This is a genomic window from Roseateles albus (genome assembly GCF_028595345.1).
GTDB lineage: Bacteria > Pseudomonadota > Gammaproteobacteria > Burkholderiales > Burkholderiaceae_C > Paucibacter_A > Paucibacter_A albus.
The window spans coordinates 1-25,988 of sequence record NZ_JAQQXT010000004.1 but is presented as its reverse complement, the minus strand read 5'-3'; the positions used below and the strand labels follow the sequence as shown (position 1 = coordinate 25,988).

Annotated in this window: 17 protein-coding genes; 10 read left to right on the top strand and 7 right to left on the bottom strand. The window is 63.1% G+C overall.

The features are described 5' to 3' along the window. The first annotated feature begins 2 nt into the window (after nt 1–2). The 6 genes from PRZ03_RS07575 (at nt 3) to PRZ03_RS07550 (ending at nt 8,905) form a co-directional block, all read left to right on the top strand. A complete protein-coding gene (locus PRZ03_RS07575; protein WP_273599728.1) occupies nt 3–878 on the top strand; it encodes a LytR/AlgR family response regulator transcription factor in 876 nt (291 codons plus the stop codon). Between the two features lie 168 nt (nt 879–1,046). Beyond that, the gene (locus PRZ03_RS07570) at nt 1,047–1,949 is read left to right on the top strand and encodes an ABC transporter ATP-binding protein (RefSeq protein WP_273599727.1); all 903 of its coding nucleotides are present in this window, start codon (nt 1,047–1,049) and stop codon (nt 1,947–1,949) included. Nucleotides 1,950–1,960: 11 nt separating this feature from the next. Beyond that, a complete protein-coding gene (locus PRZ03_RS07565) occupies nt 1,961–5,557 on the top strand; it encodes an ABC transporter permease/M1 family aminopeptidase (RefSeq protein ID WP_273599726.1) in 3,597 nt (1,198 codons plus the stop codon). Between the two features lie 346 nt (nt 5,558–5,903). Further along, entirely contained in the window at nt 5,904–7,151 is a 1,248-nt protein-coding gene (locus PRZ03_RS07560) for an AGE family epimerase/isomerase (protein WP_273599725.1), read from the top strand. Beyond that, nucleotides 7,148–8,095 (top strand): carbohydrate kinase family protein, encoded by a 948-nt coding sequence (locus PRZ03_RS07555; RefSeq protein ID WP_273599724.1) that lies wholly within the window; start codon nt 7,148–7,150, stop codon nt 8,093–8,095. The genes PRZ03_RS07560 and PRZ03_RS07555 overlap by 4 nt, the downstream gene beginning before the upstream one ends. 165 nt (nt 8,096–8,260) lie before the next feature. Further along, nucleotides 8,261–8,905, top strand: coding sequence for a hypothetical protein (locus tag PRZ03_RS07550; RefSeq protein WP_273599723.1), 645 nt, complete (start codon nt 8,261–8,263; stop codon nt 8,903–8,905). Between the two features lie 195 nt (nt 8,906–9,100). Here the strand turns inward: PRZ03_RS07550 and PRZ03_RS07545 are convergent, their stop codons facing one another. The 5 genes from PRZ03_RS07545 to PRZ03_RS07525 form a co-directional block, all read right to left on the bottom strand. Beyond that, nucleotides 9,101–9,541 carry a hypothetical protein gene (locus PRZ03_RS07545; RefSeq protein ID WP_263533579.1) on the bottom strand — a complete coding sequence of 147 codons (441 nt, stop codon included), beginning with the start codon at nt 9,539–9,541 and terminating at the stop codon, nt 9,101–9,103. Between the two features lie 618 nt (nt 9,542–10,159). Beyond that, nucleotides 10,160–11,518, bottom strand: coding sequence for a metal-dependent hydrolase family protein (locus PRZ03_RS07540; protein WP_273599722.1), 1,359 nt, complete (start codon nt 11,516–11,518; stop codon nt 10,160–10,162). Between the two features lie 861 nt (nt 11,519–12,379). Then, nucleotides 12,380–12,856 carry an FKBP-type peptidyl-prolyl cis-trans isomerase gene (locus PRZ03_RS07535; RefSeq protein ID WP_273599721.1) on the bottom strand — a complete coding sequence of 159 codons (477 nt, stop codon included), beginning with the start codon at nt 12,854–12,856 and terminating at the stop codon, nt 12,380–12,382. A gap of 44 nt (nt 12,857–12,900) precedes the next feature. Then, nucleotides 12,901–15,186 carry a SulP family inorganic anion transporter gene (locus tag PRZ03_RS07530; RefSeq protein ID WP_273599720.1) on the bottom strand — a complete coding sequence of 762 codons (2,286 nt, stop codon included), beginning with the start codon at nt 15,184–15,186 and terminating at the stop codon, nt 12,901–12,903. Nucleotides 15,187–15,341: 155 nt separating this feature from the next. Then, nucleotides 15,342–17,420, bottom strand: a complete 2,079-nt coding sequence (locus PRZ03_RS07525) for an ATP-dependent helicase (protein WP_273599719.1) — start codon at nt 17,418–17,420, stop codon at nt 15,342–15,344. 58 nt (nt 17,421–17,478) lie between these two features. Between PRZ03_RS07525 and PRZ03_RS07520 the strand changes: the two genes are divergently transcribed. The 3 genes from PRZ03_RS07520 (at nt 17,479) to PRZ03_RS07510 (ending at nt 22,630) form a co-directional block, all read left to right on the top strand. After that, nucleotides 17,479–19,035, top strand: a complete 1,557-nt coding sequence (locus PRZ03_RS07520; RefSeq protein ID WP_273599718.1) for an alkaline phosphatase D family protein — start codon at nt 17,479–17,481, stop codon at nt 19,033–19,035. A gap of 74 nt (nt 19,036–19,109) precedes the next feature. Next, complete coding sequence (locus PRZ03_RS07515; RefSeq protein ID WP_273599717.1) at nt 19,110–20,147, top strand: AEC family transporter; 1,038 nt, start codon at nt 19,110–19,112, stop codon at nt 20,145–20,147. A 14-nt stretch (nt 20,148–20,161) separates the two neighbouring features. After that, nucleotides 20,162–22,630: an alpha/beta hydrolase family protein gene (locus PRZ03_RS07510; RefSeq protein WP_273599716.1), complete on the top strand. Its 2,469-nt coding sequence runs from the start codon at nt 20,162–20,164 to the stop codon at nt 22,628–22,630. A 27-nt stretch (nt 22,631–22,657) separates the two neighbouring features. Here PRZ03_RS07510 and PRZ03_RS07505 read toward each other — a convergent pair whose 3' ends face one another. Then, entirely contained in the window at nt 22,658–23,920 is a 1,263-nt protein-coding gene (locus tag PRZ03_RS07505) for a M28 family metallopeptidase (RefSeq protein ID WP_273599715.1), read from the bottom strand. A 368-nt stretch (nt 23,921–24,288) separates the two neighbouring features. After that, nucleotides 24,289–24,792 (bottom strand): DinB family protein, encoded by a 504-nt coding sequence (locus tag PRZ03_RS07500; protein ID WP_273599714.1) that lies wholly within the window; start codon nt 24,790–24,792, stop codon nt 24,289–24,291. 438 nt (nt 24,793–25,230) lie between these two features. Here PRZ03_RS07500 and PRZ03_RS07495 point away from each other — a divergent pair. Beyond that, nucleotides 25,231–25,988, top strand: a 758-nt coding sequence (locus PRZ03_RS07495) for an IS5 family transposase (RefSeq protein ID WP_273599713.1), incomplete at its 3' end; no start/stop codon positions are given.

Below are 25,988 nucleotides of genomic sequence, written 5' to 3'. Positions count from 1 at the left end.
CGATGAATTCAACCCAACATTCCGACTCCCCGCGCATACGCGCCGTCTTGGCCGACGATGAGCGCCTGATGCGCGAGCAACTGCGCGCCCGCCTGAGCGAAGTCTGGCCCGATCTGGAGATCGTGGCCGAGGCCAAAAATGGTCTCGAAGCCGTCGAATTGGTGCGGCAGCACCGGCCGGACCTGGTCTTTCTGGACATTCGCATGCCCGGCCTGACCGGCGTCGACGCCGCACGCCAGATCGCCCAGATGGGCGGCGGCGATGATGTGCCCGAGGGTGAAGACTGGGTCTTGCCCGAGATCGTCTTCATCACCGCCTACGACCAATACGCGGTCGAAGCCTTCGAGCAAGGCGTGGCCGACTATGTGCTCAAGCCGGCCGAGCGTGAACGTTTGGCGCTGACCGTGCAGCGCATCAAGAAACGCCTGGCCATGCGCGATGGCAGCGACGGCCCGGCCGCAGCCGAAGCGCCCGACGACAGCCGGGCTGCTGCACCGCTGCAGCAACTGCTGCACAAGCTCTCCGCCCAAATCAACCCCGCCTCCGCGCCGAAATATCTGCAGTGGATTCAGGCCACCGTGGGCCAAGCGATCCAGATGATCCCGGTCGAGGACGTGCTGTTCTTCATCAGCGACGAGAAGTACACGCGGGTGCAGACGGCGCGCGTCGAGGCCCTGATCCGCAAGCCGATCAAGGAGCTGGTGGACGAGCTGGACCCGGCGCTGTTCTGGCAGGTGCACCGCTCGACCCTGGTCAATGCCCGCGCCATCGACGGCATCACCCGCGACTTCCGAGGCCGCCAGATGGTCGGCGTCAAAGGCCTGACGGAGAAGCTCGAAGTCAGCCGCAGCTACACGCACTTGTTCAAGGGCATGTAAGCGCCGCTTCATTGCGCTGAACACCAAGCCTATTTGGCCCGAGTTGCACCAGATGCAACTCGGGCCAAATTTTTTGCAGTGTGTCGCAAGGCCTTGGAATTGCGAATCGGCAGCGAGCAAACTGGCGCCACTCAACGCTGATTCAGCAAAAACACCAGGCGCTCACCGATGCTACAACTCACCAATCTCACCCACGTCTACCCCAACGGCACCAAAGCGCTGGACGGCGTCAATCTTGAGATCCCCAAGGGCATGTTCGGCCTGCTTGGCCCCAACGGCGCCGGCAAGTCCTCTTTGATGCGCTGCATCGCGACACTGCAAACCCCCAGTTCCGGCAGCATCCAGTTTGGTGACATTGACGTGGTCAAGCAGCCCGAAAAGCTCCGCGCTACGCTGGGCTATCTGCCGCAGGACTTTGGTGTCTACCCGCGCGTCTCCGCCTACGAGCTGCTCGACCACCTGGCCGTCTTGAAAGGCATCGCCAACGCAGGCGAGCGCAAAGACACCGTCGAAACCCTGCTGGCGCAGGTCAATTTGTGGGGCGTACGCAAAAAGGCGGTGGCAGGCTATTCGGGCGGCATGCGCCAGCGCTTTGGCGTTGCGCAAGCCTTGATCGGCAACCCAACGCTGGTGATCGTCGATGAGCCGACTGCCGGCCTCGACCCCGAGGAGCGCAACCGTTTCAACAATCTGCTGGCCGAGATCGGCGAAAACGTGGTGGTGATTTTGTCCACCCATATCGTCGAGGATGTGGCCGATCTATGCCCGCGCATGGCCATCATCAATAACGGCAAGATTGTGCAGACCGGCGCACCACTGGAGTTGAGCCGCGAGTTGCAGGGCCGGGTCTGGCGGCGCACGGTCGACAGCGCTTCGCTGCCGCGCTACCAGGTCGAACTGAATGTCATCTCGAACCGCCTGCGCGGCGGCCAGACCGTCATCCATGTGCTGGCCGACTCGGCGCCTGAGGCCGGCTTTGAGGCGGTCGAGGGCGACCTGGAGGACCTCTACTTCGCCACGCTGGTGCAAGCGCGCAAGTCCAGTGCAGCAAACCCAGCCACTGCGGCTTGAGGGAGCAAGAGATGCTCAGCAAAATCTTCGCCTTCGAGGCGCGCTACCAACTGCGCTCGCCGCTGTTCCTGATCAGTTTTGTGATCTTCTTCCTGATGAGCTTTGGCGCCATCGTCTCGACCGATATTCAGATCGGCGGCCCCAAGGGTGCCAGCAATCTCAACTCGCCTTTTGCCATTTTGCAGATCGTCGCCACCATGAACCTGATGGCGATCTTCATCGTCACCGCCTTTGTGGCCAATGTGGTGGTCCGCGACGAGGAGTTCGGCTTCGCGTCCATCCTGCGCTCCACGCGGGTGAGCAAATTCGACTATCTGATTGGCCGCTTCTTGGGCGCGATGTTTGTGGCCTTCTTGGTCACCACCGCCGTGCCCCTGGCCATTCTGATCGGCTCCATGATGCCTTGGCTGGACGCAGAGCAAATTGGCCCCTTGGTGCTCAGCCATTACGTTTTTGCTCAGCTGGTGATGAGCGTGCCAACGCTGCTGGTGCTGGGCGCGGGCTTCTTCGCGCTGGCCACGATCACGCGCTCGATGATGTGGACCTATGTCGGCGCTGTCGCCTTCATCGTCCTGTTCGGTGCCTCGCGAGTCTTGCTGAAGGACCCCTCGCTGGACCTCGCCTCGGGCCTGGCCGACCCCTTCGCCATCGGCGCCTTGAACCGCGTGACCAAGTATTGGACTGCCGCCGACCGCAACACCCTGCTGCCGAGCTTGAGCGGCATGCTGCTCTACAACCGGCTGATCTGGCTGAGTGTGGCCGCCGCGCTGTTTGGCCTGGCCTACCGTTTGTTCCAGTTCGAGACGCCCGCCAAAGCTGCAGCCAAGGCCGAGAAGATTGACAAGAGCGACGCATTGCCAAGCCCTCAGCGTCTGGCCAGCCCCAGCCACGGCGGCAGTACCGCCTGGCTGCAGTTGCGCGCACTGACGCGCTTCGATATGCGCTTTGTGTTCAAGAGTCCGGCCTTTTTTGTGCTGCTGGCCATCGGCGTGTTGAACGCAATGGCTGGCCTGCTCTTGACCACCTCGGAGCGTGGCGTTGCCTATTTGCCTGTGACAAGGTCGGTGGTGGATGCGCTGGAAGGCAGCTTTGGCATCATCCCGCTCTTGATCGCGATCTACTACGCGGGCGAGTTGGTCTGGCGGGACCGCGAGCGCCGCATGCACGAGATTGTGGACGCCAGCGCGGCGCCGAACTGGGCCTTTTTACTGCCCAAAGTGCTGGCCATCAGTGGCGTGCTGCTGGCTTGTTACTTGACCGCCATGCTGACCGGCATCTTGTTCCAGCTGGGCCATGGCTTCACCCAGATTCAACCGGCGGCCTATCTGCTGTGGCTGGTCTTGCCGGGCCTGATTTCGGCGGTCTTGCTGGCAATTCTCTCGATCTTTGTGCAGGCCATGGTGCCGCACAAATTCGTCGGCTGGGCCGTGATGATGGTCTTGATGGTCTTGGGCATGGTGATGGGCAGCATGGGGTTTGAGCACAAGCTCTACACCTATGCCGGCATGCCGGAGGTGCCGCTGTCGGACATGAACGAGATGGGCCGCTTCTGGATAGGCCGCGCCTGGCACCAGGCCTATTGGCTGGCTTTTGGCGCCATGCTCCTGGTCGCCACCCACCTGATGTGGCGGCGCGGGGTTGAGACCAGGCTGCAGCCACGCCTGAACCTCTTGCGCCAACGCCTGGCCGGCACGCCGGGCCTGCTCTTGAGCGCGGCCACGCTGGCTTGGGTAGGCACCGGCGCCTACATCTACTACAACAGCAATGTGCTGAACGAGTACGTCACCGCCCCCGCACAGGAACAGCGCCAGGCGGACTACGAGAAGACCTTGTGGGGCTTTGCTGAGCTGCCTCAGCCGACCATCACCGACGTCAAGCTCAAGGTCGAGCTCTACCCGAACCAGGCCCGCGCCGACATTGAGGGCAGCTACCAAATGGAGAACCGCAGCGGCAAACCCATCAGCCAGGTGCATGTGCAATGGGCGCCGGGTCTGAAGGTGCAGGCCATGGCGCTGGACGATGCCGTGCTGGAGAAGGAATACAAAGACCTGGCGCACCGCATCTACCGACTCAGCAAACCGCTGCAAGCGGGCGAGAAGCTCGGCCTGAGCTTTGCCATCCGCATGGAGCAAGAAGGTTTTGTCAACGGCAGGCCGCAGACGCAGATCGCTCCCAACGGCAGCTTCATCAGCAACCAGCAGTTCGCGCCTATGCTGGGCGTGCCGCGCGGCCTGCTGCTGCAAGACCGCGCCATTCGCCGCAAGCACGGGCTGCCGCCCGAGTTGCGCGTCGCCAAACTGGAGGACGAGGGCGCCAATGCCCACAACTATCTGCGCCATGACAGCGATCTGGTCAACGCCGAGATCACGCTGAGCACCGATGCCGATCAAACCCCGATCGCCCCCGGCACCACCATCAGCGACAGCACGGCCCATGGCCGGCGCACCATCGTCACCCGCAGCGATGCGCCGACCGCCCACTTCTTCTCGATGCAATCGGCCCGCTATCAAAAAGCGCAGGACAGCTGGGCCGGCAAGGACGGCAAAGCGGTGGCGCTGGAGATCTATCACCACCCGGCCCACAACACCAATGTGCAGCGCATGTTCACGGCGATGAAGGCCTCTTTGGATCTGTACAGCGAGCAGTTTTCGCCCTACCAGTTCGGCCAGGCCCGCATCATGGAGTTCCCCGCCTATGAGCGCTTTGCCCAGGCGTTCGCGGGCACGGTGCCTTTCTCCGAGGCGATAGGCTTCATCCAAAACTTCAAGGACGCGGATCGTGACGAAAAAGTGGATCTGGTCACCTTCGTCACCGCCCACGAGATGGCACACCAGTGGTGGGGCCACCAAATCAATGGTGCCGAGAAGCAAGGCATGACGCTGCTGAGCGAGTCCTTCGCCCAGTACTCGGCGCTGCTCGTGATGGAGAAGCTCTATGGCAAGGCGCAGATCCGCAAATTCCTGAAATATGAACTGGACCGTTACCTGAGCGGACGTGCCGGCGAGGCGGTGGAAGAGCTGCCACTGGCCCGCGTCGAGAACCAGGCCTATATCCATTACCGCAAAGGCGCGGTGGTGATGTATTCGCTCAAAGAGCTGATAGGCGAAGAGAAGGTCAACCGGGCGCTGCAAAAGCTGCTGGCCGAGTTCGCCTTCAAGGCCGCGCCCTATGCCGACACGCGCGACTTTCTGCGCCTCTTGCGCGCCGAGGCCGGGCCGGAACATGAGGCCTTGATTGTTGATCTGTTCGAGAAAATCACGCTCTTGGATCTGAAGGCGACGGACGCCAAAGCCAGCAAGCGCGCCGACGGCAAGTTCGAAGTCAGCTTCACCGTCGAGGCCAAGAAGCTGTATGCCGATGGCAAGGGCCGCGAGACCGAGAGCCCGCTGAACGAGGCGCTGGACATTGGCGCCTTCAGCGCCGAGCCGGGCAAAAAGGGCTTCACACGGGACTCGGTGTTATTGATGGAGCGCCGGCCGCTGAAGTCGGGCAAGCAGCAGATCACCTTGCTGCTCGACAAAGCGCCTGCCTGGGTCGGCGTCGACCCCTACAACATGCGGATCGACCGGAACTCGGATGACAACCTGAGCAAGGTGGAGGTGCAATAAGGGGCTGGCTGTTGGCGGCCAGCCAGCCAGCCAGCAGCCAACTTAGCGCTGATGCGGGCGGAAATTGGCGGAAAAGGGCGGAAAAGGGCGGAAAATGGCATCAAAGTGCCCTATGTCTAAGCTCGCCCAAATTCAGCGTTAGGCCAATTGCTGCCGCTCATTTTCAGGTATTCCATAGCAGCTTCCTTCGAGTTCGGCCGTTCAGCGACTCGGCGGCCGGATGTCCGAAGCAGGTCCGCAAGCAGCCCTTTGGCAAATTCAAAGCGCAGCATTTCTAAGGATATGGGCTAGCAAGCCTCGCAGGGTGCAGTCACTATTGGGGCCTATCCTGGCTTCTAATTGCCGAATGAATACGCCTGCAAAAACCGGCCAGCCGGATTCCCCGAATTTTCGCGACTCCGCCACCTTGCGCGCCCATGTGCGCCACACCTTGAGTTTTTACGATCCGGTGTGCGTCGATGCAAGTGGCGGCTTCTTCCACTTCTACCGCGATGACGGAAGGGTCTATGACTCACAGACCCGCCATCTGGTCAGCAGCACTCGCTTTGTTTTCAACTATGCGATGGCCTATCGTCACTTTGGGGGCGAGCAATACCGGCAGATGATGCGCCACGGTCTGCGCTTCCTGCGCGACGCCCATCGCCAACCCGACACTGGCGGCTACCTGTGGTGCTTGCGCTGGCAAGACGGCGCTGCCCTGCCCATTGACGCCGACAACCATTGCTACGGCCTGGCCTTTGTGATGCTGGCCTATGCCCATGCTGCGCTGGCGGGTGAGCCCGAAGCCGTGGCTTGGATGGACGACACCTGGGCCTTGATGGAGGCGCGGTTCTGGAACCCCGAGGCCGGCTTGTATGCCGACGTGGCCAGCGCAGATTGGTCAAGACTTGACCCCTACCGAGGGCAGAACGCCAATATGCATGCCTGTGAAGCGATGCTGGCGGCCTTTGACGCAACGGCCGATCAGCGCTATTTGCTTCGCTCCGAAACCCTGGCGCGCAATATCACCATGCGCCAAGCAGCACTGTCCGATGGCCAAATCTGGGAGCATTACAAATCCGACTGGCTGCCCGATTGGGACTACAACCGCGACGACAAAACGAATATCTTCCGCCCCTGGGGCATACAGCCGGGCCACCTGACCGAATGGGCCAAGCTCTTGCTGACGCTGGAGCGCCACCGCGCTTTGCTGGCAGACGACGGCGACTGGCTGCTGCCGCGTGCGCAGGCCTTGTTCAGCCAGGCGATGCGCCACGCATGGGACCGCGAGCATGGCGGCCTGGTCTACGGCTTTGCGCCGGACGGCGAGGTCTGCGATGCCGACAAGTATTTCTGGGTGCAGGCCGAAAGCTTGGCCGCCGCCGGCCTCTTGGCCTTGCGCACCGGCGAGGCCCAGTACTGGGCCTGGTACGACTTGATTTGGTCTTACGCCTGGGATCACATGATCGACCATCAGCACGGCGCATGGTTTCGCATCCTCAAGCCGGACAACAGCGCCTATAGCGACGAGAAGAGCCCGGCCGGCAAGACTGACTATCACACCATGGGCGCCTGCTATGAGATGCTGGCGGCGCTGGAGCGGGCGGCATCATGATGCCAAGCGTGGTTTCCTTCGGCGAGGCGCTGACCGACATGATCCGCAGCGGCCCCGAGCAATGGACTTCGGTCTGCGGCGGAGCGCCTTGGAACTTGGCTCGAGCGTTGGCGGGCTTGGGTGTGCCCACGGCCTTTGGCGGAGCGATCAGCGCCGATGTGTTCGGCCAGGCGCTGTGGCAGGCAGCCCAAGCCGCCGGCCTCGATATGCGCTTCACTCAGCAGTTAGCCCATAAGTCGCCCTTGCTGGCCGTGGTGCACGAAACCGCGCCGCCGCAATATTTCTTTGTCGGCGACGACAGCGCCGACCTGTACTTTCAGCCGGATGCGCTTCCCCGTGGCTGGCGCGACGATCTGTTGTGGGCGCATTTCGGCGGTATCAGCCTGACGCGCGAACCCTTGGCTGCGCGCCTGCTGGATTTGGCCGAGTCGCTGAAAAGCGCGGGCAAGCGCATCAGCTATGACCCGAACTTCCGCGCCATGGCCATGGATGCGCGATACGACGCTACGCTACAGCGCATGTGCCGCATCGCCGACGTGATCAAGGTCTCGGACGAAGACCTCTGCGGCCTGTTCCGCAGCCCCGACCATAGGCTCGGGCTGGCGCAAATCACCGATTGGAATCCACATGCGCTGGTGCTGCTAACGCGCGGTGCAGACGGGGCGAGTCTATTTCATGCTGAGCGAGAAGTGCAGGCGCGCCCACCGGCGATTGACGTGGTTGACACGATCGGCGCCGGCGATGCCGCCATGGCCGGCTTGCTGTTCAGTCTGCTGCGCGAACCCATCGGAGCGCCGCCGCAGCAACATCTGCGTTGGGCGGTTGCGGCCGGCGCGGCCGCTTGCCAAGTGGCGGGGGCGGCGCCCTTGAGCCTGCAGCAACTGGCGCTGTTGGCGGGTCAAGTTGTGGTCAGCGAGGTGTCGAATAGCTGTGTTCGGGTCTGAATTCAACTGTCAGAACTGACAGGTTGAGGCCGAGAAATACTGCTTTTGGCCGCGCTGTTTACTCGTTTGGAGATTGGGCCTGGGCTGCCCAGAATCGCTGCAGGGTGGCTATTGCGATGTATGCGCCGCTGCCCGTCCCCCTTCGACCACAGCGAAAGTCCTCTGATGAAATCTTCCCGCTTCACTTTGTCGCGCCAGGCCCTGGCCCTTACAGCCCTGCCCGGCGCCGCTTACCCTCTGGCCGCGACTGCGGCAGCGCACCAACATGCCAGTGACCTGGTCAGCGAGCAAAACCTGCCCTATTGGCAGGCCCATGCGCCGGGCTGCAGTGCTGAGCAAATCCGGGTCAAGCTGGCTTCGGTCCATGTGCTCAATGGCAGTGCCAGCACGCTGGCCGAGGCGAGCGCCCGTGCCTTGGGCGGCCAGCCTTGCGACGCTACGCGAACCGGCAGCCGCAGTCTCTCGGCGCTGGTCGCCACGCCGGTCGACCTGACCAGCGCCGTCGCCGCCCAAATCACCGCCTCGGGCGAAAACGGCAGTGCTGAAGGTCGCACCAAGCTGTTCGACAACAGCGTCGGCAGCAAGTGGTTGACCTTTTCCTTGGGTCTGCTCTTGGCCGAAGAGAAGCGCATGCCCGAGGCGGCAAGCGCGCTGACCCGCGCCGCCAAACTGCCGCCCGAGCGCGCAAAGGTGCATTACAACTTGGGCCTGGTCCATCAAGGCCTGGGCCAGCGCAAGGCGGCCAGCGTGCGCTGGCCATTCAATAGGCAGAGAAGATGCGCCGGCCTGGGGCTCCGGATGCGCAGTTGAAGCAGTTCATTGCGCGGCTAAAAAGAGGGGAATAACTGGCGCAAGAATCAAAGCGCTGCGAATTCCTTGAGCGGCCGCTGTCAGCCTGGTGCTGAGCTTCGATGAAATCGAATTTGGAGCCGGGAACAGCTGGGTGCGCTAGCCGTCATTGATACAGCCAAGTCCGCCGATCACTTCATGACAGCCCTCGGCCGCTCATACCTTGGCGAGGAAGGCCGCCGCATCACCCGCTTCACACTTCCAGTCTGCGAAGACCCCGACCAGATTGCATTCCACACAGCGGCAAGCGATGTAGTACCAACGTACGTCATGTGTGCCCTCGTACACGGAGACGCCGGACATCAGCTCGAACACCTCGTTCTCGCACACGCACTCGTGCGCTTCGGGCGCGGCTTGTTCAAGGTGGTCCGCGCTGTCGCCCATCAGGTGTTCCTGCCCGCAGTCGGTGCAGGTGCGGATCGCCACGCCCGCTTCTTCATCGGTCTGCAACGCGAAGGTCCGGCACCCGCAATCGCATTTGGACGCGGCAAACCGGACGGCCTCATGGCGATTCGCAACGCTATAGCTGCGCAGCTCGGCTTGGGTGTCGCCGGACGTCGTCCCGTACCAGAACTCGCCCTTCTTCGTCAGTGCCATTGATGCTGCTCCATTTTTACGGCGGGCTTCCCGGCAGGCCTGACGCCAGGATCGCCCCGATCAGCTGGATTGTGCCTGTAGGCAAGCCGAGGGGTCGTCAAGGGCCCGAGGGTCGGGGTGGTCGCCGACAAGTGCTGCGGACATCCTTAGATGCTGATTCGTGGAGGTTGGAGCCATGCGGCGGCCTCTCCGACTCGAACAGCTCCTATCAGAGGCGAGCTGTCGACTGGACCTGGCCCGAGTGAAGCCGCCACCGGCCGGCTGCAAATGATCGAGAAAGGTCCATAACGCACTGTGGCCGGCCGCTATGGGCGCTGAGTTGCCTGGCCGTCAGTGCCCTTGAAACATCCTAGTCTGCGCCAGGCCGACAGTTCGAACAGGCGCAGCAAAGCTGGCGTTCGGTTCTCCAACCGTTTTGGTCAACGTCGGCTTACGGGCAATGATGCGGCCCCCACGGTTCCGACCAGTTCTTGTCACTCGGATGCGGAGAGCGGGCGCCGGCACATGCCCGGAACAGTCGTTCAGAATTGACACTTGGGCAGCAAAAGGCAAGGACCAACCCTTGTCCCCGAGTTTGCACACTGCCGGGAGGGGGCTCGGTCCCCCTCTCCACCAGGCCTAAAGCGAATTCGTCAGCGTGTTCTTGTGAATCTTTCCGTCCTTCATGATCACCAGCAGGTTCTTCGCCGGATCTTCGATCAACTTGATGTTGGCGACCGGATCGCCGTCCACCAACAACAAGTCAGCCAGCGCACCTTCTTCGACGACACCGAGTTTGCCGGGGTAGGGGTTACGCTCACCGGACAGCGCCAACAATTGGCCATTGCCCCCAGTCGCGATCGCGATCGTTTCTGCCGGGCTGTACCAACGGGTCAGCTTGCTCAGCATCGCCCCTTGATCCTGAGCCTGTTTGGCAGAGAACAGAATGTCCGTCCCGAATGCGACTTTGATTCGATACTTCTTGGCGAGCGTGAAGGTCTTGTCCATGCCATCGAGTACCGACTTCGCCTTCGCACGCTCCGACGATCCGGGAGGGTAGACGTCGACAATATCGTCAGCAAAGGGCTGGGTACTCAACCAGACACCGCTGTCGGCGATCAGCTTCGCCGTCGCCTCATCCATGAGGTGCGCATGCTCGATGCATTTGACGCCGGCTGCGATCGCACGTTTGATTGACACGGGCGTGTACGCATGCACGGCCACATAGGTGCCCCAGTTCTCTGCGGCCTCGACAGCGGCGCGTAGCTCGGCCTCGGTGAAAGTGGAGGCGTCTAATGGGCTGTGGGGCGAGGATACGCCGCCGCCAGCCGTCAACTTGATCTGGGTCGCACCTTGCAGGAGCTGTTCGCGCACGCGTACACGGACCTCGTCCGGGCTGTCCGCAATCATCGCGGCGCCGATCTGCTCTCCGCGCGACTGCGTCGTCCCAAGGGCACGTGGTAGCTCGAAGGGCTGGCGGAAGTCGCCATGACCACCGGTGATGGAGATGATGGCGCCCGAGGGATAAATCCGAGGACCGGTAACAATCCCCTCGTCGATCGCACGTTTCAAGCCGAAGGCGGGTCCGCCCATGTCGCGAACGGTTGTGAAGCCTCGCATCAGCGTCGCCGATGCCTCGGCGCCCGCGAGCAGGTTCAAGTGCCCGACGTCTCCCGTGAGGAACGCCACGGGAGATGGTCGCACCATCAACGTATGCCAGTGCATGTCAATCAATCCGGGCATCAGCGTGCGGCCACCGCCGTCAATCACGACGGCATCCGCAGGGCGGTCGCTGACGATAGGCGTTGTCGAAATACGCTCGATCTTCCCGCCGCGTACAAGCACATGCGACGGCCCTGAGAGCGGCCGCCCCTTGCCGTCGAGAATGCGGACATTCTGGAACAGCGTGGAACCCGGCGTGGGTGTTTGTGCGCCAACGGGGGCGACAGCGCCCAAAAAGACTGCAATAGAAATTGCCCAAGAGATCGTGGTTCGCATTGCCTGGCTCCAGAGTTCGATAACGACAAAGAAAGAATGTTCAAGCGTTCTTGGACACTCAAGGTTCAAGTTGATCCCCGCGCAGCGGCAGGGCGGGCAAGAGCTGAAATGGCACCGGGCCACTGCACGTCGCATCCTTGGCGAGGCAGCGTTGAGCAGTTGGCATTAAGTACCCGCGCTCAAAGACAGGCGGTGTTTAAGGTGGATACCCATCTGGAATTGAAGCACCGATAGGACCGAAGAAGCATTGATAAAGGACGATGGGCCTGGACAAATTCCTTGCCTATATTTCGCGCATTATGTCTGTGGCGGCAGAGCATAGGTCAGGGGTATGCCCTCGGCCCTCCATCATCAACTCGTCAACATGAGTTAGGGTGAGTGCGGCGAACCTCAGCATTGCAAAGCAAGTCCCACCACTGGCCGCCTATCGCGGCAGCCGTTCAGGCTCACCTTGTTCACCACCAACCCGCGATTTAAATAATCTAGATATTCTTTTTGCGAATTGTTTGAGCACATCGAGCCGAAAGGAATGGCCGCATTAGGGCGCAGAACGGCCTTTGAAGCGCCATCAAGGAGCCAGCGAGGGCGCGCCTAGCGCTAAGCCGCCCTGCAAGCCCGGATATTTCACGAGGTCGGCCCCGGCTGGTCCACAGCACCGATGGGCACGACGTTCCTTCGCTTCGACGTTCTATCCATTTTGGCTACAGGTCCTACGCGGGCTTGCTCGGCCCAGACCTTGCCCCTGACGCTTCAACTCCTCGCCGATGCCACGGGGCATCGGCTGCGGCCGTCTCAGCGCCATTGGCTGCGGCCTGGACTCCCGCAATTCCCGCGTCCCTCGTGAAACATCCGGGCTAGCTCTCAATTGCCCACAATCGCCAACAGTTCCACCTCGAACACCAGCGGCGTGTTCGGCGGGATCTCGCCGCCACCCGCGCCGCGCTCGCCGTAGGCAATGCTTGAGGGGCAATGCAGGCGCGCCTTGCCACCGACCTGCATCAGTTGCACGCCCTCGGTCCAGCATTTGATGACGCGGTTGAGCGGGAACTCGGCCGGCTCGCCGCGCTTGATCGAGCTGTCAAACTCACGCCCGTCCAGGAAGCGGCCTACATAGTGCACGCGCACCTTGTCGGTGGCCGTCGGGTGCGGCCCCTTGCCCACGGTAAGCGGCTCGTAGCGCAGGCCGGAGGCGGTCGTCACGGCCTGGGCTGCGGTCGCGGCCGGCGCGGATGCAGACACTTCGGGGGCGGAGGCAGCTTTGGCGGGCTTCTTGGCAGTGGCGGCCGCAGCGCCAAACGATAGGAGCAAGGCCAGAACGGCCAGTGTTGACTTGGACATAGATTGGGTTTCCGGCAAAGCGATCATCATCGCAGGCTTGCAAGTCATTGCAGCCCGGCCGCACTGCGCCAAGCGCTGGTCGCCACCCGCAGGCGCGTGGCCAGATGAAGCGCCATATTGCGGTAGAGCTGGCTGCACAGCAAAGGGTCGGCGGCAGCCATGGCACTGAGCGCTTGCGGCGTGAGTAAAAAGAGGTCCGCATCTTGGTCGGCCACAGCGTCGGCGCTGCGGCCTTGGCCGTCCAGCAGGGCCAGCTCGCCCAACATCGTGCCGGCAGAAAAGCTCATGAAACGCTGGCCGCTGCCGCTCACAATACTGATCGAACCACGCGTTAGCACATAGACGCCATTGCCGAGCTCACCCTCGCTGAACAGGCGCTCGCCAGCCTTCAAACTCAGCGGCTGCAGGTAGGCCGTGGCGACGGTCTGCTGCGCGGCGGACAAGTCTCGCAAGAGACTGCTTTGTGCCAGGGGCACGGCGCCGCCCAATTCATGCACTTGGCCCGAGCCAAGACTTGTCTGCAAGGCTTGCCGCTCGGCCGCTTCGAGCGCGTGATCCACATCCAGGTGGCATTGGTTTGAGATCAAACCCGAAGTGGCAGATTTGGCCTCGGGCAAATGGTCCATCAGCTGGCTACGCAGCGGGCTGTTGGGCCCCAGCCCGGCCAGCAGCAGGCGACAAGCTCTGCGTGCCAAGGCGGCATGGAGTTGCAGCAAGGCCATCGCACCGGACTCGTCAATCGACAAGACACGCTGCAAATCGACGATCAAGCAGCGCGCGTCGGCGGGCACATGCCGAGCTTCATCTTGAACACGGTCGGCATTGCCAAAAAAGAGCGCGCCCTCCCATTCCACCACCCAGATATGCGGCCGCGCCTCGCGCAAAGCCAGCTCCACCTGCGGCGGATAAACACGCCGGCTGGGCCGCTGCTGCGCAGAAAACCGAGCCCGCACCAAGCTGCGGTTCAGGCCACGCAAGAACAACAAGATCGACAAGAGCAAGCCCAGGATCACGCCCGCACCCGGTCCTTGCCACAGGGTCAACAGACAGACCAGACTCATGGTGAGCAGGCCTTCCCGTCTGGCCCTGCCATCTGAATTGCCTTGGCGGAATGGGCTATTCAACCGACCCAGTTGCTGCAAGAGCAGCTGGGTCGAGCGGCGGTCCACGAGGCTGAAGGCGACGGTCAGCATCACACCGGCCAAGACGGCGCGCGGTAAATAGGCCAACCATGCGCCGGCATAGCCGACCAACAAGGCCGAACAAAGCACCGCCCCGATGGCGCCAAGGCCGCCGCGCCCGCCTGCCATCTCGATGGCCATCGCTCGGCTTCGGGAACGCGTCACTGGCAAAGCACAAAACAAGCCGCCACCGATATTGGCCAGGCCCAAGGCCCAAAGTTCGCGGTTTTCATCACTTTGTTCGCCGCTGCGCTGATCGGCGGCGCGCAGATTCAGCAAAGACTCCAGGCTGCCGACCATGGCCAGCAAAACAGCCGTTAGGCCTATGGCCCGGGCATGCGGGGCCAGCAAGGACAGGGTTGCCACGGGCTCGGCCCAAACGGCGAACAAGCCCGACAAAAACTGCTCGGCTTCCAAGGCACCAAGCGTGGCGCCGAGGTCAAGCGCGGGCCAAGTAGCGCTAGCCAGGTGAAAGCTCAAGAGCCCCAGCAGCATGCCAGCCAAGGCCGCCGGCAAGCGCGGCGCCCGCCAAGCCAGCAGCCAAACCAGCCCGGCCGTCCCCAGGCCCAGAGCCAGGGCCCCGAGATGTGCTTGCTGTAGCGCCTGCCAGCCATGGCCCGGCCACAGCTCGGGCGCCACAGCCAGCAAGGCCGGCACTTGGGCCAGCAGCACCAGCAAGGCAACCCCATTCATAAAGCCGGCCAAGACCGGCTGCGGGACAAAGCGTGCGAGGCGCCCGAGCTTCATGGCCGCCATCAGCATTTGCAACAGGCCCATGACCATGACCGCCGCACTCAAGACCGCCAGAACCAGCGTCAGCGCCATCGCGCCACCGCTGGCCTGCTCTTGGCGCAAGACTTGGCTGAGCAAGAAGGCAATGATCAGGGCCGTTGGAGAGCTGGGGCCGCCGGCCGCCATGCGACTGCGGCTGCAAATGGAGAAAATCCCGGCGCCGACGATCACGCAGGCAAAGGCAGCGGGAACACCTATCAAAGCCGCCCGGCTGCCCATGGGCGCCAGCGCCAGCACGCCCAGCGTCAACACGATGGCCAGGCTTACGACCGCACCCACCGCACCGCCCAACAAGGCATGCAGCGAGGCTAAAACAGAGGCGAGGCGGCGGCTCGGGGTGGCAATTGGCGAAGTCAAAGCGGCTGCGGTCGATTGCGATCTGCGGGCATGAAGGACAAGCTTGAGGACCTGGAAAAATCACCAAGCACGGACGGACGAAGTCTGAGGGCAAGACTTGACCCTGTTTCCGCAATGCCGTCAAGCCATGCAGGCATTGCGCTGCAAGACCGCGTTTAATTCGGCCCCGTCTTGCCTTCGGCGGCCTGCGCCGCGTTTGAGGCCGCACCCTTGGCGGCAAAGGACTCCCGCAGCCGCTTGAGCTTCTCACGCGGGTCTTCCTTGGTGCTGCCTTCATTCAAGCGCATCTCGGTGATAAAGCGGCTGGGGATGCCCATCACCGTCTCGCGCGACTTCTTGCGCCGGCGCAGCGTGCCCACAGCCAGCGTGCTGCGCGCCCGCGTGATGCCCACATACATCAGCCGGCGCTCTTCCTCCAAGCGCTGCGCAGTCATCTCTTCATCGTCGGCCTTGAAGGGCAAGAGCCCTTCGTTGACGCTGGCCAGAAAGACATGCGGCCACTCCAAACCCTTGGACGCGTGCAGCGTGGTCAGCGTGACTTGGTCTTGCTCTTCATTGCGCTCGGCCAAGGAGATGATGACGCTGATGGTCTGCGCGACCTGCAGCACGGTTTGCTTTTCGCTCTCGACGGTGGCGCCGCCGTCCTGCGTCACTTGGCCGCCACAGCGCTTGGCGACCCAATCGATGAAGTCGAGCACATTGTTCCAGCGTGCGATCGCGACGTTCTCGTTGTCCTCGCTGCCCAGCAGATGTTCTTCGTAGCCAATGTCCTTGACCCATTCCAGCAGCAAGGCCTTGGCCGGCTCGCTGCCCTCGGTGTGCTTGGCGCGGAACTCCAGATCGGTGATGTAGCGGCCGAACTCATGCAGCGAGCCCAGTGCTTTGGCACTCATCACTTCGCCCAGGGACTCGGCAAACAGCGCCTCGAACATGCTGCTCTTCCAGCGCCCCGCGAACTGGCTCAGCGAGCCCAGGGTCTGGTGGCCGATGCCGCGCTTGGGCGTGGTGATGGCGCGCAAGAAAGCCGGGTCATCATCCTGGTTGACCAGCAGGCGCAACCAGGCGCAGAGATCCTTGATCTCGCTCTTGTCGAAGAAGCTCTGACCGCCGGACACCTTGTAGGGGATCTCGGCCTTGCGCAGCGCTTTCTCGAAACTGCGGGCCTGATGGTTGGCGCGGTAAAGAATGGCGAAGTCGGCAAAGTGCTGCGCCTTGCCCTCCGAGCGCAAAGCCTGGATGCGCTGCACCGCGCGCTCGGCCTCATGCTCCTCGCCGTCTGACTCGACCAGCGAGACCGGGTCGCCGTCGCCGAACTCGCTCCACAGCTTTTTCTCGAAAATCTTCGGGTTGACCGCAATAACGTTATTGGCTGCGCGCAGGATGGCGCCGGTCGAACGGTAGTTCTGCTCCAGCGGAATCACCTTCAGGCGGGGGTAATCGACCGGTAGGCGCTTGAGGTTCTCGATCGTGGCACCGCGCCAGCCGTAAATGCTCTGGTCATCGTCACCCACCGCCGTGAACATCGCGCGCGGGCCGACCAAGGCCCTGAGCAAGTCGTACTGCACGGCGTTGGTGTCCTGGTACTCGTCCACCAGGATGTAACGCAGCTGGTCTTGCCAGCGCCCGCGCGCCTCGGCGTGTTCGTTCAAGAGCCGCAGCGGCAGGCTGATCAGGTCATCAAAGTCAACCGCCTGATAAGCCGCCAGCCGCTCTTGATAACGCTCCATCACGATAGCAGCGGCGCGCTCGTGTTCGTCCTTGGCCATGGCCAGCGCCTGCTTGGCCGTCAAGCCCTGGTTCTTCCAGCCCGAAATCGTCCACTGATAGGCCTTGGCCTGGTTGGCGTCCAGCGTGCCGCCGGCGTCGCGCAGCACGCCCTGCACATCATCGCTGTCGAGAATCGAGAACTGCTCCTTCAGCCCGACCAGCGGCCCCTCGCGGCGCAGGATGCGCACGCCCAAGCTGTGAAAGGTCGAGATACCCAGGTCCTTGGCGGCGCGCGCGCCGATCAGGCTCTTGGCACGCTCGCGCATTTCCTGCGCGGCCTTGTTGGTGAAGGTGATGGCGCCGATGTGCTTGGCTGCGTAACCGGCCTGCAGCAGGCGCGCGATTTTTTGCGTGATCACGCTGGTCTTGCCCGAGCCCGCACCGGCAATCACCAGGCAGGGGCCGTCCAGATGATGGACGGCTTCGAGCTGGGCGGGATTGAGCGTGGTGGCGGGTTTGGCGGACATGGCTTTGAGCGGGGGCAGCCCAGCATGATAGCCATGCGGGGACGCTATGCTGTAGGCCATGAGCCTCATCACCACGCCCGACTCCCGTCGCCGCCGCTTGCTGCAAGCCTCCATTGCCGCCGCCAGCGCGCCGCTCTTCATCCGCCACGCCTTCGCTGCCGACGCGGTCGATCGCTTCGCTCTGGGCCTGGCCTCCGGTTGCCCGCGCCCGGGCGGCATGGTTTTGTGGACCAGGCTGACCGGCGCCGACCTGCCGCCCAAGGCCGAGGTGAGCTGGGAGTTGGCCGAAGACGAAGCCTTCAGCCGCATTGCCGCACGCGGCATCGAACAAGCGATATCTGAAGACGCCCACAGCGTGCACGCCGAAGCCCAAGGCTTGAAGCCCGACCGCTGGTATTTCTATCGTTTCAGCGCCCTGGGCGCGCGCAGCATGGTCGGGCGCACGCGCACCGCGCCCGCCGCCGATGGCGACGTCTCGCGGCTGCGCTTCGCCATCGCCTCTTGCCAGCGCTGGGACCATGGCCGTTATGCGGCTTGGGCCGATATGGCAAAACAAGATCTCGATCTCGTGCTGTTCCTGGGCGACTACATCTACGAAAGCGCGGCCATCTCGAACGCCTCGGCCAGCGGCCCATCGCCGCGCGTCCATATAGGCGGCCTGTGCCGCACGCTGCCCGAGTACCGTCAGCGTTATGCCCAGTACAAGAGCGACCCGGCTCTGCAAGCCATGCATGCGCGCGCACCCTGGGTCATCACCTGGGATGACCATGAAGTGGACAACGACTGGGCCGGCGACAGCTCGCAAGGCCTGGAGCCTGACTTCCCGGCGCGCCGCGTGGCCGCCACCAAGGCTTATTGGGAACACATGCCGTTCCCGAAAGCGATGCGGCCCCAGGGGCACGAGATTCGCATTCATGAGCGCTATGACTGGGGCAAGCTGGCCCGCATCATGACGCTGGACTGCCGCCAGTACCGCGACCCACAGGTCTGCCCGAAGCCGGGGCGCGGCGGCTCCAACACGCTGTCGATCAAGGACTGCCCGGCTTTTTTAGACCCCCAGCGCACCTTCCTGGGTCTGCCGCAAGAGCGCTGGCTGGCGCAGAGCTGGGACGCAACGCGGCCCTGGAATTTGCTGGCGCAATCGACCTTGATGGCGCAGATGAACTGGCAAACCGATCCGGCCGAGCCGCGTGTGCACTGGACCGATGGCTGGGACGGCTACCCCGCCGCGCGCGAGCGCTTGTTGCAAGGCCTGGTCGACAAGAAACTGGCCAACGCGGTGGTGCTGGGCGGCGACGTGCACGCCAACTACGTGGCCGACCTGAAGCAGGACTTCAACCACGCCAAGAGCAGGGTGGTGGCGACCGAGTTCTGCGGCACCTCCATCAGCAGCCAGGGCCTGGACCAGGCCCGCATTGATCGCGCGCTGCCGCACAACCCGCATCTGCGCTATGGCCGAGGTGATCAGCATGGCTATATGTGCTTCGATCTGGCGGCCGGCGGCCTGAGCGTCGAACTGCGCACGGTGCGCGAACTCTGGGACGCCAACAGCCCGGTCGATATATCGGCGCGCTTTGCGGTGGAAGCTGGGCGGGCCGGCGCCAGCCCGGTTTAAAGAGGCAATCCGCCCGCCGGGCGGGCGGCCCGTTCAGCCCCCTGCAAGCCGGGCTTGCGATACTCGCGCCCTGCATGCAAGCCATCCTTGTCGTCACCCTGCCCTTTTTTGCGCTGATCTTGTGCGGCTATCTGGCCGCCCAACGCGGCCTGCTGGCGCAAGCGGCGATCCCCGGCTTGAACGGCTTTGTGCTGTTCTTCGCCCTGCCCTGCCTCTTGTTTCGCTTCGGCCTGAACACCTCGCTGGCCGTCATGCTCAGCCCTGCGGTGCTGGCGGTTTATGTACCTGCGGCGCTGATCATGGTGGCGCTGACGATTCGCCTGACCCGGTCCGAGCGGGTGCCGATGAAAGACGCAGCCTTCGGTGCGCTGGTAGCCGCTTTCCCCAACACCGGTTTCATGGGCGTGCCACTCTTGGTGGCGCTGCTGGGCGCGGCGGCGGCCGGGCCTGTCATCTGCACCATCTTGGTCGATCTATTGCTGACCAGTTCCTTGTGCATCGCGCTGGCAAGCGGGAATACAAGCGGGAACACCAGCGGCAAGGCGAACGACAAAACGGTCGGCCAAACGGACGGCCATGACGCCGCGCCGGCTGCGCCTCAAACCGCGCTGCTGCAGGCCTTGCGCGGCGCGCTCTCCAATCCGCTGCCTTGGTCGATTGCCCTGGGGCTGGGCGTCGCTGGCTTGGGGCTGAGCTTGCCGGGGCCGCTGATGACGGTGGTCAATATGCTCGGCGACGCGGCCTCGCCGGTGGCCTTGTTCACCATTGGCGCGGTGCTCTGGCGGGCAGGTCAGCATGCGCACAGCCGCACGCCTGTGCGGCTTTATCTGCCGGTGGCCCTGCTCAAGCTGCTGCTGCATCCGAGCCTGGTTTTTGGCCTGGGCAGCTTGGTGCAGGCCCTGGGCGCCCCTTTGAGTGGGTTTCAGCTGACCGTGCTGACACTGGCCGCCGCCCTGCCCAGCGCCAGCAATGTGTCGCTGTTGGCGGAGCGCTATGGCGCCGACAACGGCCGCGTGGCCCGCATCATCATGGCGTCCACGGTGCTGGCCTTCGCCAGCTTCTCGGCGCTGGCTTGGTGGCTGATGGCCGCCGGCCAGACTGCCCCGGTCTGATACGCTTTGCCGCCATGTTGTCCTCACTCCCCTTCTTGCTGCCTCGCTTCAAGCGTTTTGCCCGTCTTGCTTTGACGGGTGCGGGCCTGGCCCTGCTGGGCGTGAGCGCCATGGCCGCGCCGCAGCAGGCCATCTACCAGCAAGCGCCTGCGTCGGTGCGCGAGCTGCTGGACACGCCGGCTTTGCCCAAGCATCTGGTCTCGCCCAACAAGCAATATCTGGCCCTGCTGGAGCCGCGCCGCTTCAACAGCCTGGCCGAGCTGGCCCGCCCGACGCTCAAGCTGGCCGGCCTGCGCTTTGACGAGGCCAGTAGCGTGCCCAGCCAGACCACGGCCATCGCACGCCTGCGCCTGCGGCCGCTGTTCAAGCCGCAGGCTGCCGAGCAAATCATCGACTTGGCCCAAGGCCAGGCCGCCGACAAGAGCTTTTTCCACAGCTTCAGCTGGTCACCGGACGGCCAACGCTTTTTGCTGGAACGCCGCAGCGACAAGGCCAATGAACTCTGGGTCGGCAACGCCGGCAGCGGCGAGCTGCAACAAATCAAGGGGCTGCGCCTCAACAACGCCCTGGCGCAAGGGGAGCTGGCCTGGCTGAATGCGTCCGAGCTGGTGCTGCTGGCCCAAGTCGAGCGGCGCGGCGCAGCACCCAAACAGCCCAGCGTGCCGAATGCGCCCTTGATCCGGGAAACCACCGGCCGCGCATCGCCGGAGCGCACCCATGCTGACCTGCTGCAAAACCCGCATGACGAACGCCTGCTGGAGTATCACGCGCTGTCGCAGCTGGTCCGTGTTGACCTGCGCAGCCTGCAGACCAAAAGACTCGGCACGCCGGCCCTGTTCTTCAGCGTCGCCAGCCTGGGCGATGCCGAGGGTCTGCTGACCGAGCGCATCACCCGCCCCTTCAGCTACAGCCTGACCTGGGATGACTTTCCGCAGGTGGTGGAGGTGCGTCGCCCGGACGGGGTGGTGCAGCGCGAGATTGCCCGGCTGCCGCTCAAGCGCGGCGTGGCGATCAACGGCGTGCTGCCGGGGCCGCGGCTTTTTTACGCCTCGCCTAACAAAGACGCGGCGGTCTATTGGGTCGAGGCGCTGGACGGCGGCAACCCGAATAACCGCGTCGCGCACCGCGACCGCCTGATGCGCCTGGACGCGCCCTACACGGGCGAGGCGCAGGAGCTGCTGCGCCTGCCGCAGCGCTTCAACACCATGCGCTTCATCGACGATGGCCAGCATGCCTTGGTCACTGAAGACGACGGCCTGCGCGCCTGGACCCGCAGCTACCTGCTGGCCCTGCGCGGCGGCAGCATACGCACGGTGTTTGATCATTCCCAGCGCGAGCGCTACCGCCACCCCGGCAGCCCGATGATGCGCATGTCGCCAGGCGGCCACCTGCTGGCGCAAACCCATGGCGGCGGCCTGCTGCTGCAAGGCGCGGGCGCCAGCCCCAAGGGCGACCGGCCCTTTTTGGACCGCTTGAATTTGCAGGACGGCAGCGTGCAGCGCCTGTTCCAATCCGGCGAAGCCGTCTACACGCAGCCGCTTGAGCTGCTCGGTGACGGCCGCCTGCTGAGCCTGCAAGAAAGCACCAATCAGCCGCCCAGCTTGCATGTGCAGGCACTGGGCTCGCCAGGGGTGGCCTCGCAAGCCTTGACCAAGGCACGCGCACCGCACCCGCTGATGCGCAAGATCCGCCGCGAGCTGATCAGCTTCAAGCGCGCCGATGGCGTGGACATGTCCTTCTGGATGTATCTGCCGCCCGACTATAAAGAGGGCGAAGCCCGGGCCACGCTGGTCTGGGCCTACCCGCTGGAATTCAATGATCCGGCGCTGGCCGGCCAGCTCAGCGGCTCGAGCAACCGTTACCCCAACTTCAGCGGCCTCAGCCCTTTGATGCTGGTGCTGGACGGCTATGTGGTGCTGATGGACGCGACCATGCCCATCGTCGGCGATGCCAAATCCGTCAACGATGATTTCATCGAACAGATCACGCTGAGCGCAAAAGCGATCATCGACAAGGCCGAGGACCTGGGCGTCACCGACCCCAAACGGGTAGCCATAGGCGGCCACAGTTATGGCGCTTTCATGGCCGTCAATCTGCTGGCCCACACCGATCTCTTCAAGGCCGGCATCGCGCGCAGCGGGGCCTACAACCGTACGCTGACGCCTTTCGGTTTCCAGAGCGAGCGGCGCTCACTCTGGGACGCGCGCGACAGCTATTTGAAGCTATCGCCGTTCTTGTATGCCAACCAGATCAAAGAGCCGCTGCTGCTGATCCACGGCGAGGTCGATGATCGCGCCGGCACCCTGCCCATGCAGTCCGAGCGGCTCTACCAGGCGCTCTCTGGCACCGGCGGCACAGCGCGTTATGTGCTGCTGCCGCTGGAGGCACATGGCTATACCGCACGCGAGTCGGTGGGCCATGTGCAGTGGGAAATGCGCCAATGGCTGCGCGCCCACCTGGGCGACCCCAGGGACTTGCACTGAGTTTTGGGTTTATCCAAACCAGGCCACTCAGGGCTTGAGCTTGGCCCCGCTCAACTGCGCGACGGCGGCCAAGGTGGTTTGAGCCGCGTTGAGCCCGAGTAAAAAATCCTGGTCCGAAAAAGCCGAGTAGAGGTCGGTCGGCTGGTGCCAATGCGGGTTCCAGCCGGCGCCTATCTGCATGCCACGCTCGTTCTCGCGCAGCGAAATCGCCGGTACCCAGTCCATGAACGGAGTGGAGTCGGTGTTCGTCATATGAAAGCCGACGGCGGCCGGGTAATGGCTGGCGTATTTGTCATTGGCGGCGCGAAAGGCCCAGGCCAGCGCGGCGGCACCGTCCGCATACTTTGAGCTTGATTGGTACTCGATATTGACGTCCGCTTCGGCGCGCTGGGCCTTGGGCGGCGCAAACACTGTCTTGCCCTTGGCGTCCACTTGCGCCACCGGCATGCCATGGTCGAACAACATCATGTCGTGCTGGATCATGCCCAGCCATTTCGGCTCGGGATACAGGCCCGAGCCCTTGGGTGACTCGATGCCTTGCAAGTCCTTGCGCTGGGCCACATAGGCCGAAGCACCCTGCAGGCCGGTCTCTTCGTTGTTCCACAACACAAAGCGGATCGAGCGCTCGGTCGCGACGCCGGGCTGGCTGAAGATGCGCGCCAGCTCCATCACCAAGGCGGTGCCCGAGCCATCATCATTGGCCGCCTCGCCCCAGCCAATGCCGTCCATATGCGCGCCGACGATGTACATCTCGTCGGGGCGACTGCTGCCGACCTTGGTGCAATAGACGTTTTCGCGCAGCGAGGTGCCGACCGGCGTGGGCTCGGCATTGAGTGCCCGCAGACGCTCATCGGGCTGGGCCATCGGGTCGGTGTTCACGCCCGTCGGGGCGCGCTGGCCGAACAGCGTGCTGCCGCCCTGCCCTGCGGGGCCGCCGGCGCGCGCAGGCTGCGGCGCGGCAGGCGTGCGCTTGGCCGGCTCGGTGTATTGGTATTGCAAGCGCTCGGTATTGCTGCAGCCATAGGACTTGAGCTGGGCCTCGATCCAGTCCAAGGCCTTGCGGTTGCGCTCGGTGCCTTGGCGACGGTCACCAAACTGCGTCAAACCCTTGATGGTGGCCTTGTACTTTTCCAGATCAAGTTGGCTGACCAGTGCGGCGACAGGGTCCGCTGAGGCGGCCAGCGGGGCGGGCTGCACTTGCGCAAAGGCCATTGAGCCGGCGCAGGTCTGCGCAAGGAAGATGACAGCCAAGCGTTGCTTGGCGCAGGCACGGGTAGTTTGGAAGGCCATATCGTGGGCTCGGGCTGAGTGAAGCCAAGACATTTGGCCGCTTAGCTAGGTTTATACCGGCAATTCCAGGGCTGTTAGCGAACCAGAAAACAAACAGCAAAAGCGCACAAATCACTAGGCGCGAGACGCAGGCTGTACCAACGACAGCTTTCACAAGCTGCGAAACAGCACCAAGACGCCGCAGGCGGAAACGGCGAGCGTGCCAGAGAGGGGCAACTCCCTGCCCAATACAGACATTCGCGCCATAAGGCCGCTAGGATGCTGACAACCAAAAAGCTGAAGTTTCCAGCGTGCGGTGTATCACTCGGCTGCACTCGTTCAACGTTCGAGTCAACCGCATGCCGCAACGGATCCGTTTGAAAAAATGGTTAGGTATCACGGCGCTGTGGCTCGAGTGCGTGAATGAATACGGTATATGTATCGGCGGGTCGCTTTGCGCGCGCGAGATCGAGTGCATGACCGATGGCACCGCGGTGATATGTTCCATGATTGACGATATGAAACAGAATTTCCTCTGGTGTCATTGATCCCCGCAAGCCATCGACAAATGTGAAGCTCAGTTTCTGGTGAGCCTGATCTGGTCGCAGTTCCGCTGCATAGCTTGCCAACCATGCATTTGAAGCTGTCAGTCGTTGATCAAGATCTGCGAGGTCGGGGACCACTTCGGTGTTTGTAGACGAGTGCAGACCGGGTTTCGACAGGAGGCGCGCCCTGAAGTTCTCTTCGACTCTCACCATGTGATTGAGTTGTTGTCGAGCAAACGCGAGGGATGTGGCGCCTTGGACTGAATCAAGTGTTCCTACTGCATCCAGCGTTCTTCGATCCGCCCAGCTCTTGTATTCAAGTGCCTTCAGTAGCAATGAAATTTCCATTTGATGCCTAACGTTGACGCCGAGGGGCCGGAGCCAGCTTGCCGCGCAGTGCTGAAAATATACAGGCAGCCTAGCGCGGCCAGTTTTAGGAGGTCCATTCGTGCGCAAGGTTACACGCTTGCGCTGAAGCTGGGCGGCTCATGTGTGCGCAGTCCGCTTGACGCGCTGACCTGCTTGCCGTTGCCACACAGCGGACCTGAATGAATGCCTGCAAATGACCAGGCCCCATTACTGATGACTCCAACGGGCACTGAGTTGCCCCGCAGTCACGGTCACTATGTTGGCTGGCCATATGTCCGAATGACACTTCTTAGTCGGCCCTGCAAAACCCCGCCAACCCCCATGGCTACTGACATCTCGGGGTGAATGCCAATGGCCAGAACTCCCAAAAAGATATTCAATCGCTATTGATTTTTGGGAGTTCTGGAGGGTAAAACGATGGCGACCGACGACTTCTTCCGCGCACGGTTGGACGGGATGGTGGATCCCCAGCACCCGCTGGCGGTGTTAGCTCGGCGCCTGCCCTGGTCTCAGATTGAAACCTCATTGGCGCCGCTGTTTGCGCGCAAGGCCCGATTGGGCAAGTCGCGCGATGACGCCGACATGTTTGGGCCCACGTTGGTGGTGGCCGCAGGCGGTGTGAGTCGAGCCGGCCGGCCGCGCTTGCCGATCCGCCTGATGGTCGCGCTGCTGTACCTCAAACACGCCTTCAACGAGAGTGACGAATCCCTGGTCGAGCGCTGGAGCGAGAACGTGGTCTGGCAACTCTTCAGCGGCATGGAGTATTACCAGAGTAAGCTGCCCTGTGATGCCACGCAGATCGGCCGCTTCCGGCGCGTGCTCGGCGAAGCCGGCGTGGAGCAGTTGCTCAAGACCACCATCGAGGCGGCCGTGGCGATGAAGGCCGTCAAATCCGTCGAGTTGGAACGCGTGATTGTTGATTCGACCGTGCAGGAGAAGGCCATTGCCCACCCGACCGACAGCCGACTGCTGGAAGTCGCAAGAGCCAAGATTGCCCAGCTCGCCAAACGCGCCGGCCTTCAACTCAAGAAGACGCACGAACGCGAGGGCAGGACCTTGCGCCGCCGCGCAGGCGGCTACGCTCACGCCAAGCAATTCAAGCGTCTGCGTCAGGTGGTGCGGCGTCAGCGAACGATCCTGGGCGTGCTACTGCGCGAAGTGCAGCGCAAGATGAC